11 protein-coding genes are annotated in these 13,745 nt (G+C 72.6%); 7 read left to right on the top strand and 4 right to left on the bottom strand.

What is annotated here, in order from left to right; genetic code table 11:
• Window positions 1–196 precede the first annotated feature (196 nt).
• Window positions 197–1,882: an acyl-CoA mutase large subunit family protein gene (locus ACYP53_RS03615; protein WP_189915764.1), complete on the top strand. Its 1,686-nt coding sequence runs from the start codon at window positions 197–199 to the stop codon at window positions 1,880–1,882.
• 76 nt (window positions 1,883–1,958) lie between these two features.
• Here the strand turns inward: ACYP53_RS03615 and ACYP53_RS03610 are convergent, their stop codons facing one another.
• Window positions 1,959–2,681 carry a TetR/AcrR family transcriptional regulator gene (locus ACYP53_RS03610; RefSeq protein ID WP_189915765.1) on the bottom strand — a complete coding sequence of 241 codons (723 nt, stop codon included), beginning with the start codon at window positions 2,679–2,681 and terminating at the stop codon, window positions 1,959–1,961.
• Window positions 2,682–3,046: 365 nt separating this feature from the next.
• Here ACYP53_RS03610 and ACYP53_RS03605 point away from each other — a divergent pair, with 365 nt between their 5' ends.
• The 4 genes from ACYP53_RS03605 to ACYP53_RS03590 all read left to right on the top strand — a co-directional run bounded on the left by ACYP53_RS03605 (window position 3,047) and on the right by ACYP53_RS03590 (window position 7,848).
• A complete protein-coding gene (locus ACYP53_RS03605) occupies window positions 3,047–4,048 on the top strand; it encodes a tetratricopeptide repeat protein (RefSeq protein ID WP_459646623.1) in 1,002 nt (333 codons plus the stop codon).
• A gap of 770 nt (window positions 4,049–4,818) precedes the next feature.
• Window positions 4,819–5,490, top strand: coding sequence for a DUF6230 family protein (locus ACYP53_RS03600; RefSeq protein WP_189915767.1), 672 nt, complete (start codon window positions 4,819–4,821; stop codon window positions 5,488–5,490).
• 157 nt (window positions 5,491–5,647) lie between these two features.
• The gene (locus ACYP53_RS03595) at window positions 5,648–6,361 is read left to right on the top strand and encodes a DUF6114 domain-containing protein (RefSeq protein ID WP_229928528.1); all 714 of its coding nucleotides are present in this window, start codon (window positions 5,648–5,650) and stop codon (window positions 6,359–6,361) included.
• Window positions 6,358–7,848, top strand: a complete 1,491-nt coding sequence (locus ACYP53_RS03590; RefSeq protein WP_459646622.1) for a hypothetical protein — start codon at window positions 6,358–6,360, stop codon at window positions 7,846–7,848. The genes ACYP53_RS03595 and ACYP53_RS03590 overlap by 4 nt, the downstream gene beginning before the upstream one ends.
• 146 nt (window positions 7,849–7,994) lie before the next feature.
• Here the strand turns inward: ACYP53_RS03590 and pyk are convergent, their stop codons facing one another.
• The 3 genes from pyk to pta form a co-directional block, all read right to left on the bottom strand.
• Window positions 7,995–9,422 carry a pyruvate kinase gene (gene pyk / locus ACYP53_RS03585; protein WP_189915769.1) on the bottom strand — a complete coding sequence of 476 codons (1,428 nt, stop codon included), beginning with the start codon at window positions 9,420–9,422 and terminating at the stop codon, window positions 7,995–7,997.
• Between the two features lie 94 nt (window positions 9,423–9,516).
• Window positions 9,517–10,740: an acetate kinase gene (locus tag ACYP53_RS03580; protein WP_459646621.1), complete on the bottom strand. Its 1,224-nt coding sequence runs from the start codon at window positions 10,738–10,740 to the stop codon at window positions 9,517–9,519.
• Window positions 10,737–12,884 (bottom strand): phosphate acetyltransferase, encoded by a 2,148-nt coding sequence (pta, locus tag ACYP53_RS03575; RefSeq protein WP_459646620.1) that lies wholly within the window; start codon window positions 12,882–12,884, stop codon window positions 10,737–10,739. Before pta ends, ACYP53_RS03580 begins: the two co-directional genes overlap by 4 nt.
• A gap of 178 nt (window positions 12,885–13,062) precedes the next feature.
• Here pta and ACYP53_RS03570 point away from each other — a divergent pair, with 178 nt between their 5' ends.
• Entirely contained in the window at window positions 13,063–13,344 is a 282-nt protein-coding gene (locus ACYP53_RS03570; RefSeq protein ID WP_189915772.1) for a type II toxin-antitoxin system Phd/YefM family antitoxin, read from the top strand.
• Window positions 13,341–13,745 carry a type II toxin-antitoxin system VapC family toxin gene (locus ACYP53_RS03565; protein ID WP_189915773.1) on the top strand — a complete coding sequence of 135 codons (405 nt, stop codon included), beginning with the start codon at window positions 13,341–13,343 and terminating at the stop codon, window positions 13,743–13,745. The genes ACYP53_RS03570 and ACYP53_RS03565 overlap by 4 nt, the downstream gene beginning before the upstream one ends.

Raw genomic sequence — 13,745 nt, 5'->3', positions numbered from 1 at the left:
CCGGCCCGCTCCGGCCTGTTCCGACCGCTCCGATCCGTTCCGATCCGCTCCGGCCCGGTGCCGGGCGCCTCGGCGCGGGCGACACGGGGCCGACTGCCATCGACAAGTACTAGGACGTCCGAGTAAATTAGTAGGACGTCCTAATAGCTGTGCCGCCCCGTCGCCGTGGCGGCCGTACGGAGCGGAGTTCGGGGTCATGGACGCCGAGGAGATCGAGCGCGGACGCCAGCGCTGGCAGCAGCGGTACGACAAGGCCCGCAAGCGGGACGCGGACTTCAGCACCCTCTCCGGCGACGAGGTCGAGCCGGTCTACGGCCCGCCCGCCGGGCAGGCCGTCGAGGGCTTCGAGCGGATCGGCTGGCCGGGCGAGTACCCGTACACCCGCGGCCTGCACCCGACCGGCTACCGGGGCCGCACCTGGACCATCCGCCAGTTCGCCGGCTTCGGCAACGCGCAGCAGACCAACGAGCGCTACCGGATGATCCTGGACGCGGGCGGCGGCGGCCTCTCGGTCGCCTTCGACATGCCCACCCTGATGGGCTACGACTCGGATGACCCCAAGTCGCTCGGCGAGGTCGGGCACTGCGGCGTGGCCATCGACTCGGCCGCCGACATGGAGGTCCTGTTCAAGGACATCCCGCTCGGCGGGGTCACCACCTCGATGACGATCAGCGGCCCGGCCGTCCCGGTCTTCTGCATGTACCTCGTCGCCGCCGAGCGCCAGGGCGTCGACCCGGCGGTGCTCAACGGCACCCTGCAGACGGACATCTTCAAGGAGTACATCGCGCAGAAGGAGTGGCTCTTCGCACCCGAGCCGCACCTGCGCCTGATCGGCGACCTGATGGCCTACTGCGCCGAGGGCATCCCCGCGTACAAGCCGCTGTCCGTCTCCGGCTACCACATCCGCGAGGCCGGGGCGACGGCCGCGCAGGAGCTGGCGTACACCCTCGCGGACGGCTTCGGCTACGTCGAGCTGGGCCTGTCCCGCGGCCTGGACGTGGACGTCTTCGCGCCCGGCCTGTCGTTCTTCTTCGACGCGCACCTGGACTTCTTCGAGGAGATCGCCAAGTTCCGCGCCGCCCGCCGGATCTGGGCCCGCTGGATGCGCGAGCGCTTCGGCGCCAAGACGGACAAGGCGCAGTGGCTGCGCTTCCACACCCAGACCGCCGGCGTCTCGCTCACCGCGCAGCAGCCGTACAACAACGTGGTCCGCACCGCCGTCGAGGCGCTGGCCGCGGTGCTCGGCGGCACCAACTCGCTGCACACCAACGCCCTGGACGAGACCCTGGCGCTGCCCTCCGAGCAGGCCGCCGAGATCGCCCTGCGCACCCAGCAGGTGCTGATGGAGGAGACCGGCGTCGCCAACGTGGCCGACCCGCTGGGCGGTTCCTGGTACGTCGAGGCGCTGACCGACCGGATCGAGGAGCAGGCCGAGGCGATCTTCCAGCGGATCCTGGACAAGGGCCGCGAGGACCACGAGATCGGCCCGATCACCTCCGGCATCCTGCGGGGCATCGAGGAGGGCTGGTTCACCGGCGAGATCGCCGAGGCGGCCTTCCAGTACCAGCAGTCGGTGGAGAAGGGCGACAAGCGCGTGGTCGGCGTCAACTGCCACCCGCGCAGCGTCACCCCGGAGCTGGAGATCCTGCGGGTCAGCCACGAGGTCGAGCGCGAGCAGGTCCGGGTGCTGGCCGAGCGCAAGGCGGCCCGGGACGAGGCGGCCGTCCGGGCCGGGCTGGACGCCATGCTGGCGGCGGCCCGCTCGGGCGAGTCGATGATCCCGCCGATGCTGGACGCGGTGCGCGCCGAGGCGACCCTGGGCGAGATCTGCAACGCGCTGCGGCAGGAGTGGGGCACGTACCAGGAGAACGCCATGTTCTGACGGCCCCGGAGCCGGGTCCGGGGCCCCGGACATCAGCCGCCCGTACGGATTCCGTACGGGCGGCTGCGCCGTGTTCTCAGCCCGTGGTGAGCGGGCCCAGCAGCAGCTCGATGAAGCGGCGGGTCCACGCGGGGGTGATCGGCTCGCCGCTGACCAGGACGCGGTGCTCGACGGTGCCCGCGATGGTGTCGAAGATGATGTCGACCTCCTCGCGGGCGGCCTCGGCGTCGGTGTCCGCCTCCAGTTCGCCGCGCGCCTGGGCGGCCGCCCGGCCCTGGCGGACCAGCCGCTTCTGCGGGTCGACGATGGCCTCGCGGATCCGGCGGTGCAGCTGCCGGTCGCGGATGCCCTCGGCGAACAGCGCGAGCAGCGCGGCCTGGGTCTCCGGGCGGGCCAGCAGGTCGGCGAACTGGGTCACCACGGCCTCGATGTCGGCCCGCAGGCTGCCGAGGTCGGGCATCTCCAGTTCGTCGAAGAGGGTGGCGACGGCGTCGACGACGAGCTCGTTCTTGGACGGCCAGCGGCGGTAGAGGGTGGTCTTGGCGACCCCGGCCCGGCTCGCCACGTGGCCCATGGTCAGTCCGCCCCAGCCGAGTTCGGCGAGGGCCTCGCGGGTGGCGTCGAGGATGGCGTGGTCGGCGGCGGCGCTGCGCGGGCGGCCCTTGGCCCGGGTGGCGCCGGCGGCTTCCGGGGCCGGGCCGGCGGCGTCCGGGGCGGTGCCGGCCGGGACGGTGCTCGCCGGGGCCGCGCACGGCGGGAGCGTGCTCTCCGGGCTCGCGGGGGGCTGGGCGGCCGGCACCGGGCCTCCTTGCGCTTTACTGGTAAGTAACTTGGGCGGGGCTGGTAACGGTAGCGACTGTTGGCCGGTTCGGGCAGCCGGGCCACCCGGGAAAGTGGGGCAGGTCACGTCCTGGAACCGCCGGATGGGCTTGCGGCCGGGGCACCGGCTCCAGTTACGCTACGACTCGTAGCGAAAGCAGTGACAACCAGGCGCCGCGACCCGTGGGACGGGAGCGGCGCGGGCGCGGGTGGGGATCCGCGCCGAACGGTCAAGGCTACCGGGGGAGCGGCACCGCGCCCGGGAACCCGCTCCGCGCGGACCGCGTGGCGCGACTTTCCCGAGGATGGTGCCCGCGAGCAGCGCGGACGGGGGAGGATGGTGCCATGCAGCCACGGAATTCGCGTCTCAACAGCTCCGCCCTGCGCGGTGCGGTGGACCTCGCCGCAGTGAAGGCGGCCGGCGAGGCCGCCCAGAAGGCCGAGCAGGCCCGGGCCGAGCGGGCCCGTCAGGCGGCCGCCGCCGAAGCGTCGGGCGTCGCCCCCGCCCAGTCCGCCTCCCAGCTCGTCATCGACGTCACCGAGGACACCTTCGAGGCCGAGGTCGTCCAGCGCTCCACCGAGGTGCCGGTCGTCATCGACTTCTGGGCCGAGTGGTGCGGCCCCTGCAAGCAGCTCAGCCCGGTCCTGGAGGGTCTGGCCGAGGAGTACGCCGGCCGCTTCGTGCTCGCCAAGATCGACGTGGACTCCAACCAGCTGCTCGCCGAGCAGTTCGGCATCCAGGGCATCCCCGCCGTGATGGCCGTGGTGGCCGGCCAGCTGGTGCCGCTGTTCCAGGGCGCGGAGAGCGCCGCCAACATCCGCAAGATCCTCGACCAGCTGATCCTGGTCGCCGAGCAGCGCTTCGGCGTGGGCGGCGGCGCGGCCGCGGCCGCGGCCCCGGGCGAGGCCGGGGCGGCCGCCCCGCAGCGCCCCGAGGACCCGGCGCTGACCGCCGCGCACGACGCGCTGGACTCCGGCGACCTGGGCGGTGCCATCCGGGCGTACCGGAACGTGCTGACCGAGCAGCCGGGCAACACCGAGGCCAAGCTGGGCCTGGCCCAGGCCGAGCTGCTGCAGCGGATCGAGGGCCTGGACCTGCAGGCCGTCCGGGCGGCGGCCGCGTCCGACCCGAAGAACGTCGAGGTCCAGCTGCAGGCGGCCGACCTGGACCTGGTCGGCGGTCACGTCGAGGACGCCTTCGGGCGCCTGGTGGACACCGTCGGACGGACGGCCGGCGAGGACCGGGACGCCGCCCGGGTGCGCCTGCTGGAGCTGTTCGAGGTGATCGGGACGGAGGACCCGCGGGTCGTCGCGGCCCGTACGGCGCTGGCGCGCGTGCTGTTCTGAGCCTGGTTCGGCTCCCCGTCCGGGGCCGGTTTCCGGGGCGGTTCGGGCATGGGTTCGGGCCCGGTTCCGGGCCGGTCCGGGGCCCCGGTCGGCACGGCGGATGACCTGCGGTGTCAGCAGGTGATTTGGCGACAATCCGGTCAACCGGACAGAGGTTTACCAAATCTTGATTTCACCCGTGAGTGGTCACCTTCCGTGACCACCCACGGGTGTTTCGTCAGTGTTTCCGGCGGATTTCGTCGTCACCTTTCCTTCAAGGCGTCACGCAGGGTACAGATCGCGCCATTTCCATGATCGACGCCACCGGATGTTGCATTACCCGTCAGTAAGGCACCTCTTGTGCTTCGCCCGGGATTCAAGCAGCATCAGCGTCGCCCGGTCCCAGACTCCACACCCTCCGACAGTCCGTCGGCCACGCGGAGCGCGGGATCCCCACCGGGTGATCCGCCGGCTCCGGTCGGCGGTAGGGAGGGCAGGGGGGTATCCGCGGTCCCACGGCGGTTCCTGTCCTTCGACCGGCCGCGCGGCCCTGCGCGGTCGCTGGTTGTCGCTCGGGGGTGATCGCCGATGTCGTCGGTCCTGCCCGCCGTCCCACAAGGTCGGCCGGTGCTTGGCCGGGAGGGCCGCTGTACGCGGACCGCTCCCGCGTCCGACGACGCCCAAGGCGCTCTCCGCTACCGAGGACGTAGCTCTCTCCCATCCCAGGCCCCCACCGGTGCTGGACGCGCCGCCGGGGAGCCGGAGATGTACGTCCTAGAAGGAGGACTCGCATGTCCAAGGCCTACGGCAAGACCCGCTGGAAGCGCTTCGCCCTGGTGATGGTGCCGAGCGTCGCGGCCACCGCGATGGTCGGCGTCTCGATCGCCAACAGCGCGCTCGCCGCCTCGTTCAGCATTTCCGGCCAGCAGTTCAAGGTCAGCACCGACCAGCTGCACGGCACCAACTTCGCCCAGTTCGGCTCGGTCGACATCGAGGCGAACGGCAAGCCGCACCCGGTCGCGGTCTCGGCATTCGACCACGCCGACATCACCAACCTGTGCCAGTCCGTGGTGACCGACCTGACCGGCTTCGGTCTGGGCAAGATCACCCTGCAGCTGCACGCCGGCACCGAGGCGGGCAAGCCCGTCCAGGCCGACAACCTGCTGATCGACCTGGAGCAGCTGAAGGCGGACGCGACCTTCACCGACATCAACATCGGTCAGGACGCCTCCACCCTCTCCGGCTCGGCCACCCAGGGCTGGACCCCGCACCCGGGCGTCACCAAGGCGGGCGGCGGCGCCGGCCTGCCCTCCGGTCCGACCGGTTTCGCCCAGGCCGCCAAGAAGGCCGACCTGAGCGGTGTCCAGCAGGTCGCCCGGGCCACCTCGGCCGGAACGTTCAAGCTGAACGGCCTGAACCTCGCGCTCAAGAGCGGCGACGGCCCGGGCAACGAGTGCTTCTGAGCCTCGTCTGACCGGGAGGTCCGGCCGGCGCGCCTGACGGCACGCCGGTCGGCGCACCCGGACCACGGGTCCACCCGGGGCCGGGGGCGGCGGACCACCGCCGTTCCCGGCCCACCCCCATTCTCTTCCCCTCGTAGCGACATCGAGGAGCCGCACCATGTCCAGCGCAACGGTCGAACCCCGGACCGGCCACCAGAACCCGATCGGTTGGCTCTGGCGCCACTTCCGTGATTTCCGCCGCACCAGGCCCTTCTGGGGCGGTCTGCTGGCCATGATCGCCGGCGTCCCGATCCTCTACTTCCCGTACGCGCACCTGACGTTCGGCGGCCTGACCATCGCGATGTCGACCACGGCCGGCGCCGGGTCGCTGATCATCGGCGTGCTGATGATCATCCTCGGTCTGACCGCCTGGTTCCAGCCCGCCGTACGGGTCTTCGGCGGCATCGCCACCATCCTGCTGACGCTGGTCTCGATCCCGGTCTCCAATCTGGCGGGCTTCGGGCTGGCGCTGCTGCCCGGTCTGATCGGCGGCGGCCTGATGGTCTCCTGGGCGCCGCTGCCGGAGCCCAAGGCCGAGCCGACGGCCAAGGCCGGCCGTCGCCGCCGGGCCAAGGGCGCGGCCGACGCCACGGCGGCGAACGCCGTGGCGGAGAGCGTCGCCACCGCGCCGCGCGCCACCGAGCCGGCTGCCACCGAGTCAGTCGCTGCCGAGCCGGGCGCCGTCGCGGAACCGGCCACCGAGGCGCCCACCGCCACGCTGCCCGCCCAGGGTGAGCCGCAGGAGCCGGCTGCCGCGCCCGCCGCCGAGCCCGCCGCCGGAACCGCCCTGCCGAAGCAGTCCGGCGCCACCGATCCGGAGGGGGCGCGGTGACCGGGCCGGCCGAGCAAGCCGACGGCGCCGCCGTCCCCGCACGGCGCCCCGGCCGGCACGCGGCCCCGCGCACGTCCGTACGGGTCCGGCTGAGAGGCCGGGCGCTCGCGATGGCCGCGGTGCCGACCGCGCTGCTGATGGCCGCCGCCTACACGCCCAACCCGGCGCTTGCCGAGCCCGCGGCGGGCAAGCCGTGCGGCAACGCACCGGTCGCGGTGCCGGACGTGGCCCCGATCGAGACACCCGTGCCCAAGAGCGAGCTGCCCGAGCCGCCGCCGGGTCCGTCCACCGCGCCGAGCACCGCGCCCACCGCGGGGACCGGCGCCGGGCCGTCGACCGGCCCGAGCTCGGTGCCGACCACGGTCCCCACCCAGGCCCCGACCCAGGCGCCCACCGCGACGCCCACCCAGCAGCCGACCTCGCCGGTCAAGCCGCCGCCCGCCGCGACGCCCGCCACCCAGCCGCCGGCCGCCCGCGCGGCCGTGACCACCGGTGACGCGGCGGCCCCGGGCGCGGCCCAGGGCGCCGCCGGCGGTACCGGCCTGGCGACTCAGGCCGGGCTGATCGACGACATCGTCGGCGGCATCAACCACCTGCTGAACCCGAGCAGTTCACCGAGCCCGACGGCGAGCCCGACCCAGCCGCCCAAGCCCGGCACCACCCCGGCGCCGCCGGCCGCCACCCCGGCCGCACCGGCCCCGCGCACCGGCGCCCCGGCCCAGCCCGTGCCCGCCCAGCCGCAGGCTCCGGCCGCCGCCCAGGAAGCGGCGGCCCAGCCCTCCGGCGGGGCGCCCTCGCCCGCCGCGACGCCGAGCGGGAAGGCGAGCGGGAAGGCGAGTGCCAAGGCGACGCCCACCGCGGGTGCCTCCGGTACCGCCTCGCCCACCGCGGGCGCCTCCGGCTCGCGGTCCGCCTCGCCCACCGCCTCGCCCACCGCGAACCCCAACTGCGCTGTGGACGCCCGGAGTCTGACCGCCGGTGCGGCCGCCCCCGGGCATGTCGTCCCGGAGCAGAACTGGACGCTGGTGACCAGTCGGCTGGCCCTGCACGGCGCGGCCTTCCACGGCGTCTACGACGTGAAGACGCCGACCGGCAGCAAGCGGGTGCTGAAGTTCGTGGTCGACAGCGTCGACATCGACAACCTCGACATGTCGACCCTGCAGGGCAACGGTGTGACCTTCCACGTCCAGGGCGCCAAGGGCTCCACCTCGACCATGCGCAACGGCCAGGTCACCATGTACGTGGAGCGGCTGTCCGGCCACCTCTCCAAGGTGCTCGGCCTGCCGATCCCGATCGACCTGGGCGAGGTCACCCTCACCCCGGACACCCTGCCGCGCTGGCTGTACGACCTGATCGGTGCCATCCCGATCCCGCTGGACCTGGAGCTGACCGGCGTCACCGCCAAGCAGGCCGGCCAGTTCGGCGGCACCCTGCACATCCCGGGGATGCACCTGTTCAACGACGACGCGCCGTACAGCGACAAGTGAGCGACCGTCAAGCAAGCGGCAAGTAAGCGACGGGTAAGCGACCAGCAGCCGACGCACCCCACGGCGACACGTGGGGAAGAGACGCCCGTGGGGCGGCCCTCCGGACTCGGAGGACCGCCCCACGGGCGTTCTTGCGGAGCCTGGGGTCACTCGCCCCGGGTGCCGAGGTGGTGCACCTGCACCATGTTGGTGGTGCCGGGGATGCCGACCGGGACACCGGCGGTGACGATGACGGTCTCGCCCTCGGCGAGGCGGCCCATCCGCAGCAGCTCACGGTCGACCTGGGCGACCATGGCGTCGGTGGTGGCCACCTGCTCGGTCACGTACGCCTCGACGCCCCAGCTCAGCGAGAGCTGGTTGCGGGTCGCGCTGTCCGGGGTGAACGCGATCACCGGGATCGGCGACCGGTAGCGGGACAGCCGGCGGGCGGTGTCACCGGACTTGGTGAAGGCGACCAGCGCCTTGCCGTCGAGGAAGTCGCCCAGCTCGCACGCGGCGCGGGCGACCGAGCCGCCCTGGGTGCGCGGCTTGCGGCCCGGGTTGAGCGGCTGCAGGCCCTGGGAGACCAGCTCCTCCTCGGCCTTCTCGCAGATCCGGCTCATGGTGCGGACGGTCTCGATCGGGTACTTGCCGACGCTGGACTCGGCGGAGAGCATCACCGCGTCGGCGCCGTCCAGGATGGCGTTGGCGACGTCGGAGACCTCGGCGCGGGTCGGGCGCGAGGCGTGGATCATCGACTCCATCATCTGGGTGGCGACGATGACCGGCTTGGCGTTGCGGCGGGCCAGGGTGACCAGCTGCTTCTGGACCAGCGGCACCCGCTCCAGCGGGTACTCGACGGCGAGGTCGCCGCGGGCGACCATGATGGCGTCGAAGGCGAGGACGATCTCCTCCATGGCCTCGACGGCCTGCGGCTTCTCGATCTTGGCGATGACCGGCACGCGGATGCCGACCTCGTCCATGACCTCGTGGACGTCCTTGATGTCGTCCGCGTTGCGGACGAAGGACAGGGCCACCATGTCGACGCCCAGGCGCAGCGAGAAGCGCAGGTCGTCCTTGTCCTTCTCGGACAGGGCGGGCACGTTCACGGCCGCGCCGGGCAGGTTGATGCCCTTGTTGTTTGAGAGCACGCCGCCCTCGACCACCACGGTCTTCACCCGCGGGCCGTCGACGCTGACGACCTCCAGGGCGATGACGCCGTCGTTGATCAGGATCGGGTCGCCGGGCTTCACGTCGCCGGGCAGGCCCTTGTAGGTGGTGCCGCAGATGTACTGGTCACCGGGGACGTCTTCGGTGGTGATGGTGAACTCGTCGCCGTTGTCGACGGTCACCGGGCCGTTGGCGAAGGTCGCCAGACGGATCTTCGGACCCTGGAGGTCGGCCAGGACGCCGATGGCCTTGCCGGTGTCCTCCGAGACCTGGCGGACCTTTCGGTACCGCTCCTCGTGGTCCGCGTGGTTGCCGTGGCTCATGTTCAGTCGGGCGACGTTCATGCCCGCCTCGACGATGGCCTTCAGCTGTTCGTAGGAGTCCGTCGCGGGACCCAGGGTGCAGACAATTTTCGCTCGGCGCATATGGATCAGTCTATCCGTTCGTGTTATCGGTGCATTCGGCACGGATGGGGAGGAATCGCCGACGATTTGTCCCGAAGAGCGAGACAATTCCGTGTCAGTCCTCGGACTGTTCACCCTCCCGGTGCACCAGGGCGAAGGTCTGCCGGGCGATCTCCAGTTCCTCGTCGGTGGGCACCACCGCGACCGCCACCCGGGCGAACGCGGGCGAGATGATCCGGGCCTCGCCGGAACGCACCGAGTTCAGCTCCGGGTCCACGGCGATGCCCAGCTCCTCCAGCCCCGCGGTGGCCGCCGCGCGCACCGGCGCCGCGTTCTCCCCGACCCCCGCGGTGAACGCGATCGCGTCCACCCGGCCGAGTACCGCGTAGTAGCCGCCGATGTACTTGCGCAGCCGGTGGACGTACGCGTCGAAGGCGAGCGCGGCGTCCGCGTCGCCCTCGTCGGCGCGCCGCATGATCTCGCGCATGTCGTTCTCGCCGCACAGCCCGCGCAGGCCGCTGCGGCGGTTGAGCAGGTCGTCGATCTCGTCGACGGACAGCCCGCCGACCCGGTGCAGGTGGAACACCACGCCGGCGTCGATGTCGCCCGAGCGGGTGCCCATGACCAGGCCCTCCAGCGGGGTCAGGCCCATCGAGGTGTCCACGCAGCGGCCCCCGGCGACCGCCGAGGCGGAGGCGCCGTTGCCCAGGTGCAGCACGATCACGTTGACCTCGGCCGGGTCCTTGCCGAGCAGCCGGGCGGTGGCCCGCGAGACGTACTGGTGCGAGGTGCCGTGGAAGCCGTAGCGGCGAACCCGGTGCTCGTCGGCGACGGCCTTGTCGATCGCGTACCGGGCGGCGGACTCGGGCATCGAGGCGTGGAAGGCGGTGTCGAAGACGGCCACCTGGGGGAGGTCGGGGCGCAGCGCCCGGGCCACCTCGATGCCGGTGATGTTGGCCGGGTTGTGCAGCGGGGCGACCGGGATCAGCCGGCGGATCTCCCGCAGCACCTCGTCGGTGATCACGGTCGGCTCGGTGAACCGCTGGCCGCCGTGCACCACCCGGTGGCCGATCGCGGCCAGCTCGGGGGAGTCCAGCCCGAGGCCGTCGGCGGCCAGTTCCTCGGCGACGGCCTTCAGCGCGGCGGAGTGGTCGGGGAAGCCCTGCGACGCCTCGCGCCGCTCGCCCGTCCCCGGGGTGTGCACCAGCCGGCCGCCGGTCTCGCCGATCCGCTCCACCAGCCCGGAGGCCAGCCGGGCGCCGTCCAGCATGTCGATCAGCTGGTACTTCACCGACGAGGAGCCGGCGTTCAGCACCAGGACGCGGGTACCTTCACTCATGCCTGAAGCTCCTTGCGGTCCTGCGTGCGGTCCTGGGACTGGGACTGGATGGCGGTGATCGCGACGGTGTTGACGATGTCCTGCACCAGCGCCCCGCGCGAGAGGTCGTTGACGGGCTTGCGCAGCCCCTGCAGCACCGGGCCGACCGCGACCGCGCCGGCCGAGCGCTGGACGGCCTTGTAGGTGTTGTTGCCGGTGTTGAGGTCCGGGAAGATCAGCACGGTGGCCCGCCCGGCCACCGCCGAGCCCGGCAGCTTGGTGGCCGCGACGCGCTCGTCCACCGCCGCGTCGTACTGGATCGGGCCCTCGACCAGGATGTCCGGGCGCAGCTCGCGGACGAGCTCGGTGGCCTTGCGGACCTTGTCGACGTCCGCGCCGGAGCCGGAGGTGCCGGTCGAGTACGAGAGCATCGCGACCCGCGGCTCCACCCCGAACTGGGCGGCGGTGGCGGCGGCCTGGATGGCGATGTCGGCCAGTTGCTGGGCGTCCGGGTCGGGGTTGACCGCGCAGTCGCCGTACACCAGGACCTTGTCGGCCAGGCACATGAAGAAGACCGAGGAGACGATCGAGGCGCCCGGCGAGGTCTTGATCACCTCGAAGGCGGGCCGGATGGTGGCCGCGGTGGAGTGCACCGCGCCGGACACCATGCCGTCCGCGATGCCCTCCTGGACCATCAGGGTGCCGAAGTAGGAGACGTCGGTGACGACGTCCAGGGCCAGCTCGACGGTCATCCCCTTGTGGGCCCGCAGCCGCGCGTACAGCTCGGCGAACTGGCGGCGCAGCGGGCTGGTGGCCGGGTCGACGATCCGGACCTGGGCGCGGTCGGTGCCCGGGTCCTCTCGCGGGAGGTCGATGCCGAGGCCCGCGGCCTTGCGGCGCACCGCGTCCGGCTCGCCGAGCAGGGTGAGGTCGCAGATGTTGCGGCGCAGCAGGATCTCGGCCGCGCGCAGCACCCGCTCCTCGGTGCCCTCGGGCAGCACGACGTGCCGACGGCCGGCCCGGGCGCGCTCCAGCAGCTCGTGCTCGAACATCATCGGGGTCACCCGCTCGGACCGGCCGACCTCGATCCGGTTGGTCAACTCGACGGTGTCGACGTGCAGTTCGAACAGGCCGAGGGCGATCTCGGCCTTCCGGGCGCTGGCCGCGGTGAGCTTGCCCTCCAGGTGGGTCAGGGCCGCGGCGGTGGGCCAGCTGCCCTCGGGGACGACCGCGACCGGGGTGCCGGGGGCGAGCCGGGCGGCCAGTGCCATCACGTTCGGGCCGGGGTGCTGGCCGAGCGTCAGCAGGATGCCGGCGATCGGCGGGGCGCCGGCGGCGTGCGCGGCCAGCGAGCCGATCACCAGGTCGGCGCGGTCCCCGGGGGTGACGACCAGCGCGCCCTCGGTCAGCGCGTCCAGGAAGGTCGGCAGCATGGCGCCGCCGAAGACGTAGCCGCGCACGTCCCGGGCCAGTCCGGCCGCGTCCCCGAGCAGCACCTCGGCGCCGGTCGCCTCGACCAGCTGGGCGACGGTCGGCGCGGCCAGCGCCGGCTCCTCCGGGATGACGTAGGCGGGGATCGGCAGCTTCTCGGTGAGCGTGCGCTGGATCCGCTGCTTGCCGCCCGGCGCGACCCGGTTGGCGATCATCGCCAGGGTCTCGCAGCCGAGGTCGGTGTAAGCCCGGTGGGCGTTGCGCACCTCCGCGGTCACGGCGTCCGGGTCCGCCGCGTGCCCGCCGACCACCGGCAGCACGGCGGCGCCGAACTCGTTGGCCAGCCGGGCGTTGAAGGCGAGCTCGTCCGGGATGTTGGTGTCGGCGAAGTCGGTGCCGAGCACCAGCACCGCCTGGCAGCGCCGTTCCACCGCGTGGAACCGGTCGACCAGCACGGAGACCAGTTCGTCCTGTCCCCGGGCGGCCTGCAGGGCGGCGGCCTCCTCGTAGGTGAGGCCGTACAGGTCGGCGCTCGGCAGGTCGATCCGGTAGCGGCCGCGCAGCAGCTCGACCACGTGGTCCGACCCCGGCCGCCCCGGTGCCGAGGCGTGCACCAGCGGGCGGAAGACCCCGACCCGGTCCACCTGGCGGGTGAGCAGTTCCATGACCCCGAGTTCGACCGCCTGCCGGCCGTCCCCCCGGTCGATCCCGGTCACGTACACGCTGCGCGCCACGCGGATGTCTCCGTCCCGTCGTCTCGGTGGGTGGTCATCCCGACCATACCTTCGCACCACGAACGCCCGTCCGCGAGCAGAGCCGCCCACGGCGGGCAAGGGACGAACGGCCTGGACTCGGGATTTGCGTCGACGCTCCGCCTTGATGTACCTACATGATGTAGTTACATTGGAGGGTATGGAGACCATGGGACTGCGTGAACTGAACCAGAACCCGTCGAAGGCGGTCGCGCGGGTCCGGGCCGGCGCGACGATCGTCGTGACCGACCGCGGGCGGCCCGTGCTGAGACTGGTGCCGGAAGCGGCCCCGGACACCACCCTCGAACGCATGGTCGCGGCCGGCGAGGTCACTCCGCCCGCCGAGCAGGGCATGCCCGACCTCGCCCTCGACCTGCTGCCGGACGTCGGCAGCCTGTCGGACCTTCTGATCGAAGAGCGGAACCGGGAGCGCGACCGTTGATCTACCTCGACTCGTGCGCGCTGCTCAAGTTCATCAAGCCGGAGCCGGAGACGGCCGCGCTGCGCGCCTGGAGGCAGGCACTCCCGGACGGCACCGAACTGATCACCAGCGAGCTGGCCCGGCTGGAGATCACCCGTACGCTGCTCCGCGCGGGCCTTTCGCACCAGCTGGTCCCGTACCACGTCGACCAAGCGCTCCGGGGTGCCTACCGGGTCGACCTCAGCAGCGCGGTGCTGGCCAGGGCCCTCGCCTACCGCACTCCGAGGCTGGGGTCGCTGGACGCGCTCCATCTGGCCAGCGCGGAGCCCTTCCGTGCCGAACTCACCGACTTCGTCACCTACGACCGCGAGCTCGGCAGGGCCGCGGAAGAGCTCGGGTTCCCCGTCACGGCCCCCAGGTGA

The organism is Kitasatospora sp. Ki12, assembly GCF_054601375.1.
Note: the sequence above shows the minus strand (reverse complement) of the source record. Positions and strands in the feature narration are given on the sequence as shown.